Annotated in this window: 8 protein-coding genes and 1 pseudogene; 2 read left to right on the top strand and 7 right to left on the bottom strand. The window is 67.3% G+C overall.

Translation table 11 applies throughout. The features are described 5' to 3' along the window. Positions 1-95: pseudogene (locus tag FHS55_RS23605) on the bottom strand ((2Fe-2S)-binding protein); the annotation flags it as partial. Between the two features lie 37 nt (positions 96-132). Here FHS55_RS23605 and FHS55_RS20105 point away from each other — a divergent pair. Together FHS55_RS20105 and FHS55_RS20100 are read left to right on the top strand one after the other, a co-directional pair. Then, positions 133-357, top strand: coding sequence for a hypothetical protein (locus tag FHS55_RS20105; protein WP_183191574.1), 225 nt, complete (start codon positions 133-135; stop codon positions 355-357). Between the two features lie 222 nt (positions 358-579). Continuing rightward, positions 580-1,521, top strand: coding sequence for a GlxA family transcriptional regulator (locus FHS55_RS20100; RefSeq protein WP_183191573.1), 942 nt, complete (start codon positions 580-582; stop codon positions 1,519-1,521). Between the two features lie 7 nt (positions 1,522-1,528). Here FHS55_RS20100 and FHS55_RS20095 read toward each other — a convergent pair whose 3' ends face one another. The 6 genes from FHS55_RS20095 to FHS55_RS20070 all read right to left on the bottom strand — a co-directional run bounded on the left by FHS55_RS20095 (position 1,529) and on the right by FHS55_RS20070 (position 7,606). Next, positions 1,529-2,248: a hypothetical protein gene (locus FHS55_RS20095; protein ID WP_183191572.1), complete on the bottom strand. Its 720-nt coding sequence runs from the start codon at positions 2,246-2,248 to the stop codon at positions 1,529-1,531. 422 nt (positions 2,249-2,670) lie between these two features. Beyond that, entirely contained in the window at positions 2,671-2,889 is a 219-nt protein-coding gene (locus FHS55_RS20090) for a DUF2274 domain-containing protein (protein ID WP_343056299.1), read from the bottom strand. Positions 2,890-3,092: 203 nt separating this feature from the next. Continuing rightward, positions 3,093-4,253, bottom strand: a complete 1,161-nt coding sequence (locus tag FHS55_RS20085) for an NAD(P)/FAD-dependent oxidoreductase (protein WP_183191571.1) — start codon at positions 4,251-4,253, stop codon at positions 3,093-3,095. Between the two features lie 42 nt (positions 4,254-4,295). Beyond that, a complete protein-coding gene (locus FHS55_RS20080) occupies positions 4,296-5,801 on the bottom strand; it encodes an FAD-dependent oxidoreductase (protein WP_183191570.1) in 1,506 nt (501 codons plus the stop codon). Positions 5,802-5,807: 6 nt separating this feature from the next. After that, the gene (locus FHS55_RS20075) at positions 5,808-6,788 is read right to left on the bottom strand and encodes an electron transfer flavoprotein subunit alpha/FixB family protein (RefSeq protein ID WP_183191569.1); all 981 of its coding nucleotides are present in this window, start codon (positions 6,786-6,788) and stop codon (positions 5,808-5,810) included. Then, the gene (locus FHS55_RS20070; RefSeq protein ID WP_183191568.1) at positions 6,785-7,606 is read right to left on the bottom strand and encodes an electron transfer flavoprotein subunit beta/FixA family protein; all 822 of its coding nucleotides are present in this window, start codon (positions 7,604-7,606) and stop codon (positions 6,785-6,787) included. Before FHS55_RS20070 ends, FHS55_RS20075 begins: the two co-directional genes overlap by 4 nt. Between the last annotated feature and the right edge of the window lie 174 nt (positions 7,607-7,780).

Genomic DNA, 7,780 nt, shown 5'->3' with positions numbered 1-7,780 from the left:
GTCATCCCCAGCACGTCGCGCAGCACCCAAAGCAGAGGCATCTCGGCCGGAACATCAACGCTGTGACGAGCGCCATTGATGGTGAGATCGGTCATTCGCCCCTCTTGACCTGAAATGTTGCGGGAACGCGCGATGTCATCGCTGGCGCAGAAGAAAATATCCGCGCCGGTAAACCGTCACTTTATTGATATGCACGTGGAGGCAGCGCTGATGGCGGCGCCCTTGTTCAATCAAGTTCGCTTGATTTCAAATATTACAGTTTATCAACACAGAGAAATATTCGACGTTCGCGCCATGCGGATCGGCTTTCCGGCCAGAATCGAGACGGATTCGCCCCGCCGTGATACGAAGCCATAGCCCCGCTGAGCCGTTGGACGAGAGAGCCACCGCTCTCGCCGCCCTCTGGATCGCTGGCGCGTGGCAGATTTCATGCCGCCCACGTGTGGGGAGGGCGATGCGCGGATCATTGCAGCCGCGGCGCGCGCCGGACAGGACATACATGTCATTATTCGCGCCATCCGGCTGGCGAAGCGCGGCACCGGCGCCCATCTGCCCGCCGCAGGATGACGAGGAGCGACGATGAGGATCGGTCTGGTCGTAGGCCCGGATTTCCAGATGATCGGACTGTCCGCCATCGCGGCATTCGAGGTCGCCAACAAGCGCGCGGGCCGGGCGCTCTATGAACTCGATGTCGTCTCGGAAGAGGGCGGGATGATCCCGTCGTCCGCCGGGATGCAGGTGCTGACAAAGCGGCTGGACGAGGGCGCGTACGACACCCTGATCGTCAGCGCGGGCCTTGAGATACCGACCGCCTCTCCCGGTCTCGTGAGGCTGCTGCGCTCCTCCGCCCAACATGCGCGTCGGATCGCCTCCATCTGCCTGGGAGCCTTCATCCTGGGAGACGCCGGGCTGCTGAGCGGCCGGCGCGCGACCACGCATTGGCGCTACGCTACCGCGCTGAAGGAGCGCTTCCCGAGCTGCCGGGTCGACATGGACAAGATCTTCATCGAGGACGGCACCATCTGGACCTCGGCTGGAATGACAGCCGGGATCGACCTTGTGGTCGGAATGATCGAACGCGATCAGGGAAGCGAGCTCGCGCGGACAGTGGCCAGGAGCCTGGTCATGTATCACCGCCGATCCGGCGGACAGTCCCAGCATTCCGTCCTTCTGGAGCTGAACGCCCGCGAGGACCGCGTGCAGCGGGCCCTCAACTTCGCCCGGGCCAATCTCAAGGCCCGCCTCGGTATCGAGGAGCTTGCCCTTGCGGCGAGCCTCAGTCCCCGCCAGTTCACCCGCCTTTTCCGGGCCGAAACCGGGACGACCCCGGCGAAGGCCGTCGAATTGCTGCGCGTGGAGGCCGCGAAGCTGATGCTCGAACAGTCGCGCCTGCCCATCGAGGAAATCGCGCGTGAAGTGGGTTTCGAGAACCGGGAACGAATGAGGCTCGCCTTCACGCGGGTCTATGGCGATATCCCGCGATCGGTTCGGAACGATGCCGGCCCGCTCGCCACCCTCTAGCCGTCGTTCAGGAGAGGCGGATGTTCGACAGGTCGATGGAGACCACCAGCGGCTCCGTGCCGAAGCTGTCGTCCGGCTGCCGCGCATAGATGCGCCGGCGGCTCGGGAAGCGGATGCCGGAGACCTCGACATAATCGCCGACGAGGTGAGCCCCGGGCGTGTTGCCAGCGATCTCGACATTATAGTCATGCCGCTTCAGCAGCCCGTCGCCATCGAAATAAAGCGTCTGCAGCGTGCTATGCGTCGCGATGGTCGGGGGAAAACGCACGGCGAGACGGCGCCAGTCGCCGCTGTCGGTCGTCCAGGGCTCCAGTTCCTCCGACTCCACGCCCGGCCAGGCGAGCAGGAACGGCAGGGTCAGATAGGTCCACATCGCGCAGCCGGCAAAATAGGCCAGTTGCAGGTCGGTCCACGGCGTCTGGAGGGTATGGCCGGCAAAGCTCTGCCGCGGCGCCGCCAGTTCCTCCAGCCGCGTGCCGTCCATGCTCTCGAGCGCGACGCGCCCCGGCTCGAAGCGCGAGCGGCGCCGATCGGTCCCGAACGGCGCGTGGGAGGCCCATTCACTGCGGAGACCTACCGTGACATTGGTGCGGCTCAGCGTGTCCGGCTGGCCCTTCAGGCCCCAGAGCACGCCACCCTGGTGAAGGTCCGCCGAGACTTGCTCGAACTCCTGCCAGCGCGGCAGGCCGCCATGGGCGTCTATGACGAAATCTCTGAGGCGGCTCATGGCAGACTCCGACAGAACAGGGCCCTTGGGGCGACGGTCGATGTCGGATATTAAGGGACCGATCCCCGACCGTAGAATGCCATAGATGCCTTGTTTACGGCCATCCGACACAGAACTGCGACGAAGTCTTCTGTCACTGCCAATGTCTCGTAACTAGTCTATTCACGCAAGGTAGCCAGAGGTCCGAATTGCGTAGTCACGGGGATGTCGGCTCTCGGCGCAGCGCCGGCAGCAGCCCTCCTGCTCATCGCCAAGCCGCTCCGTACTCGTCAATCAGGCGTTCGCCCCTCGCCAATTCCACCGAGTGGACGAGCCAGAACCAGCAATCTCTACGGCCGTGAGGGGCCGCATCGAGGAGGCGCCTAACCCCTCGCGGGAGTACGCCTTCAACATGCTCGCGACGTCGTGCAGGTGGTCCGCAGTCACCGATACCGACACTCACTTGAAGTGGCGGTATAGAGGTGCGGAAACCCGGTATGAGGTTGCGTTGCTCCTACCCGCCGCGCCTTGGCAATTCCTCGATCTGAAGCGATGAACCGGTCTGGCATCGGCACGGTCGGCTCGACAGGACCCGCGATCGACGGGCCGGCCTCACCGGCGAGCGCTTCAGCATAGGCAGAGCAACTCCGCTGCAGCGGCACGGGCGGGTACGGGCTTGTCGTCCGACAGCGGGCCGAGCTTCAACTTTGCCATGGTCAGCGCCTGTCGGATTCGAGCACAAGATGGCGTCATGGCGCGTTGCTGGCGGATAAAGCCGGCACGTCTCGGCAGAGCATGGTCCATGCTCTGCGTTTTCGCCGAAGCGCATGGCGACCGCGCGAGAGTCACGGGGCAGGCGCCAACGCTAGGTGTTGTATCGACCGGGTTCCCACCGGCGCCTGGCTTTCCAGTCGCGCGGGAGCGTGCTGAAGCGGGACAGGCCCAGCGCTTCTATCGGCAGCGAGGTGCGGCGGTGCTGCGCCAGCTCGCTGATCGCCAGCCCGGCGCTCGGAGCCATGCCGAAGCCGTGGCCCGAACAGCTTGCGACGATCAGGCCATCGGGATCGGACAGGCGCTCGAGTATGGTCATCTGATCCGGCGTGACCTCCAGCACCCCCGCCCAGCTGCGCAGCAGCGGAATGTCCCGAATGCCGGGCATCAGTTCGGCCAGGCGCCGCGCGATGTTGCGCAGGATCGGGGTGTTCGGCTTGGCAGGTTCCTCGGTGAGTTCGACATCGACCCATTCATGCGGGCCGCCGTTGAAATGGATATTGCCGCGCCGTGTCTGGCGCAGCGACAGGCCGCCGCCGACCATCGCCACGTCGAACAAAGGCGGCAGCGGCGCGGTCACGCAGGCTTCGAGACGCACCGTGGCGGTGGGGACCTCCACATGCGCGAGCGCGGCGACCTTCGAGGTCTGCGCGCCGGCCGCCACCACCACGACGCCGGCGCTTATGTCGCCGGCCGGGGTGGCGACACCTGTCACCTTGCCTCCCGCGACATGGATGCCGGTCACCGGCCGCTCCTCGATGATCGCGCCGCCGCGATCGCGTAGCGCCCAGGCGAAAGCCTGCGTGGTCCGCTGAGGGTTGGCGTGGCCGGAGCGGGGCGTATGGATGCCACCGATCACCGCCGGGCTGAGGCTGGGCGCGATCTCGCGGCACCGCTCGCCGTCAATGCGCTCGAACGGAATGCCGGTATTGAGGAAGCCGCGGTATTTCTCATCGAGGGCGTCACGCTCGTGCTCGCCGAGCGCGACCCATAGCCGCCCCTTCTGCCGCCACTCGGTGGGGTAGCCCAGTTCCTCGTCGAGTGTGTTCCAGAGCCGTTCGGCGGCGAGCGCGAGAGGGGCTTCAAGCGGCTCCTCGCCGCGGAGGCTCAGGAACCCGGTGGCGCGCGAGGACGATTCCTGGGCGGCGCGGCCCTTGTCCAGCACGACGACCTTCGCGCCCGCCTTCGCCAGCCAGTAACCGGCCGAAAGACCGATGATTCCCGCGCCGACGATCACGACATCCGCCGTTTCCATGTTCGTTCCGATGCCCGTTCGTGTGATTCTCGGAAGGTCGGCTCAGTGGCCGGTCTCTTCGGCGACCGGATGCAGCCACACCGGCCAGTCGGCCCGCATCTGCGCGCTCTCGTCCGCCGGCGCGATGACGCCGAGCGGGATCGGCCGCACCGGTATCCGGTAGCTGCCGGTCACCACGTCGGCGAGGTCGACGCCAGCCGCCCGTGCGAGCAACATGGCCGAATGCTCGCGGCAGCGCTTGCCCTGGCAATGGCCCATCCCGGCGCGAGTGAGGCGCTTCAGCGAATCCTGGCTGGGATGGCCATTCACGGTCAGCATCGTGACGGCATCGGGAGCGATCTTTTCCGATGCCCGGAGATAAGCTGGAGGGGCGACCGTGACGAGATCACGGCGCGAGACCTCCTCGCACTGGCACACGAGCACATCCATGCCGCCGCTTGCGGTCAGCGATGACAGCCAGAGATCGGGCGGGAAGTGCGTCGCCGCGCTGGCGGTAGGCCGAGGCGGCGCGTCTGCCGGCGCGGCGCGCAAGCCCTCGCGCATGGCGATCGACGCTGCCGCCCTGTGCGCCTGCGCGACGGCGCCAGCACTGTCCAGGCACCCGGCTTCGCTGACGCCCGCCGCGTCGCCGACGACGAAGATGCCCGGCAGGGTCGTCTCCATGTTCGCGTCGACCATGGGCGCCCAGCCGCTGCGCGCCGGGTCGAAGCCGATCGCGCAGCCGGCCACCGCCGGCAGCTCGACATTCGGCACCATGCCGAAGGCGAGGCAAATCGTATCGCACGGCACATCGATGGTCTGGCCCGGGCGATCGCTGCCGTCATGACCGGCGAGCCTGGCGCCGCTCACCGAGCCCTCGCCGAGGGCGCGCTGGATCGTATGGCCGAGATAGAAGCGCGCGCCCGCCTCTTCCAGCTCGCGCGCGAGCGCGGCATCGCCCTGCACCTGCGGCGCCGGCTCGGCGATGCCGGCAATCGTGAGGCCCGCGGAGAGAGCATCGCGGGCGAAGGCGAGGGCGGCATTGCCGCTGCCCAGGATCAGCAGGCTGCGGCCGCCGAGGGCCTCGTAGCTGCGCAGCAGCATGCTGGCACCCATTACCCCCAGCACGCCGGGCAGTTCCCACCCCGGAAAGGACAGCACGAGGTCGCGCGCGCCGCTGGCGATGACGAGATAGTCGAACGGCAGCATCCAGCTCCGCTCGCGATCGGCAACGCCAACCTGATCGCCCGCGAGGTGGCGGCTGTTGGGCCCCGACCGGAACACTCCCCAGGCGCTGGTGCCCACGAGGACCTCGACACCGGCGTCGAGGCATTCCATCAGCCCCTCATTGGCACCTAGGACGCGGTCGGCGATCTCGCCGTCATTGGACAGCACCGGCGCGAGCCGCGACCCGTAGAAATAGGGCGCGTCGAGGCTCATCGCCGACACCGCCTGCGGATGCTCGTCAACGAGCGTGACGTCAAGACCGTACCCGGCGGCGGCAAGGGCGGCGGCGCAGCCGGCAGGGCCGGCACCGATCACCATGACCTTCTTCGATGCCTCGGACATGGCGCATCACCCCTGCTTGCGAAGTTCGGTCAGGCGTTGAAGAAAAGCCGGCACGACAAGGCGGGCGTCGCCGACGACGCCGAAATGCGCATGGCGGAAGATGACGGCGTTCGGATCGGAATTGATCGCCACGATCGTCTTCGCGCGGGCGAGGCCCGCCATGTGATGCTGCGCGCCGGAGATGCCGATCGCCACATAGAGCTCCGGCGCTATCTTCGCCCCGCTGAAGCCGACCTGCCGCGCGGATGGCGCCCAGCCCATCTCGACGGCCGCTCGGCTCGCGCCGACCGCCGCGTGGAGGGCGGACGCCGCCGCCTCCACAAGCAACCAGTTGCCGGAATCGCCGATGCCAAGCCCGCCCGCGACGACGATCCTCGCATCCTTCAGTTTCGGACCGTCGTCGGCGTCGTTCGCCATATCCGCCAGCCATTCGACGCGCGGCGTGAACAGGGGCAGGGCGAGCGAGACGACTTCGCCCGGCGGCGCTTGCCGTCGTCCTTCCGGCAGCGAGCCGGCGAAGGTGACCATCTGTAGCTCGCCCTCGATCGCATAGCTTGCCTCGATACAGCCGCCGCAAACCGGCTTAACCGCCAGCAGCCGGGCGTTTTCCGCCGAGAGACCGCTGCACGCCGTCACGAGGCCGCAGCCGAGGCCGGCGGCGAGGCGGGGCACCCATTCGGACGTGTCCGTGCTGTGCGGAAAGATCACCAGCCTCGGCTGCACCGCGCCGATGATCGCCTGTGCCGCGGCGATGTAGGCTTCGCTCGTATAGGCGGCCAAAGAGGGGTGTTCGATCAGCATGATCCGATCCGGTCCGCCGGCGGCCCAGATCGCGGCGGCGGCGGACACGTCGCTTCCGACGAGAGCGCCGGCCACCGGCGCGCCGCCGAGCTTGCGGGCCAGTTCGTCAGCGAGGTTGCCGAGCCCCCAGGACGCGGGATCGAGGGCGCCGCCCGCGCCATTGCCGAAGACAAGGATGCCGTTCATCGGACGAACTCCGCTTCCACCAGACGTTCCGCCAGCCGGGCGCCGGCCTCTGCTGGGCTGCCGGCGATGATTTCGATGTCGACGGGCACGTTTTCTCGCGCGGACAGGCGCTGAAGCGTGACGGCCGGCGCTGTTTCGACCGAGAGATCGGCACTGTTCCAGATCGTGAGCGGCGCCTTCTTGGCGGTCATGACACCCTTGAGGCTGGGTGGGCGCGGGGTGTTCGCCTCGTTGGAGACCCCGAGCACGCATGGGAACGCCGACTTCAGGCGCTGCACGCCACGATCGGACAGGCGCTCCACCACGATGTGGTCCTCCGCCGAACTCAGCACGGCGCTGACGGGAAGGATCAGCGGTGCGTCCAGGGCAGCGGCGACGATAGCGGGAACCTGCCCGGCATCGGTGTCCGACGAGGCGCGGCCGCAAAGCACAAGATCGGCCTTCGGAAGGCGCTTCAGCGCGGCCGACAGCAACGCGGCGGTGAAGGTCGCGCCCTGACCAAGGCCGGCAGGCGCGACGACCAGAACGCCGGCATCCGCGCCCAGCGCGAGGGCCCGGCGCACGACGGTGCTGGCCTGTTCCTCGCCGAGGCTGATCGCCGTGACCGAGGCGCCATGGCGCTCCTTGAGCCGTATCGCCTCTTCCAGGGCATTCGCGTCGTAGCCGTTCATCACCGGCGTCAGGCCGGCACCGACCGAGATCGAACGGTGGTCGGCGCCGATCGCGATGCGATCGGGAGGGGTGCTGGGGTCGAAAACTTGTTTCAGCAGGACGACGATATGCAAGGGAGCACCGCTGTTGATGAGCGCCGCATCCATGGGTCATGCCCGTGGATGCCGACGGAAACGCGAGAAGGGCATCGCGGCGACAAGGCCAACGGGGGCTGCAAGTTCGACCGGAACCGCATTCCCGTCGTCACATGGCTACCACTCAATCGCGCCGTTGAGGTATTGCGAAGATCGACCTACAGTGGTTCGTCAGCGAACCACTGG

The organism is Ancylobacter tetraedralis (assembly GCF_014195655.1).
Classification (GTDB): Bacteria; Pseudomonadota; Alphaproteobacteria; order Rhizobiales; family Xanthobacteraceae; genus Ancylobacter; species Ancylobacter tetraedralis.
This window is presented reverse-complemented; position numbering and strand designations above follow the sequence as displayed.

What these genes read in the sequence shown, in the direction of transcription:
- FHS55_RS20100 (WP_183191573.1), top strand. Translation starts at nt 580, where the DNA reads ATGAGGATCGGTCTGGTCGTAGGCCCGGATTTCCAGATGATCGGACTG.
- FHS55_RS20105 (WP_183191574.1), top strand. Translation starts at nt 133, where the DNA reads ATGTCATCGCTGGCGCAGAAGAAAATATCCGCGCCGGTAAACCGTCAC.
- FHS55_RS20080 (WP_183191570.1), bottom strand. Translation starts at nt 5,801, where the DNA reads ATGTCCGAGGCATCGAAGAAGGTCATGGTGATCGGTGCCGGCCCTGCC.
- FHS55_RS20075 (WP_183191569.1), bottom strand. Translation starts at nt 6,788, where the DNA reads ATGAACGGCATCCTTGTCTTCGGCAATGGCGCGGGCGGCGCCCTCGAT.
- FHS55_RS20095 (WP_183191572.1), bottom strand. Translation starts at nt 2,248, where the DNA reads ATGAGCCGCCTCAGAGATTTCGTCATAGACGCCCATGGCGGCCTGCCG.
- FHS55_RS20070 (WP_183191568.1), bottom strand. Translation starts at nt 7,606, where the DNA reads ATGGATGCGGCGCTCATCAACAGCGGTGCTCCCTTGCATATCGTCGTC.
- FHS55_RS20085 (WP_183191571.1), bottom strand. Translation starts at nt 4,253, where the DNA reads ATGGAAACGGCGGATGTCGTGATCGTCGGCGCGGGAATCATCGGTCTT.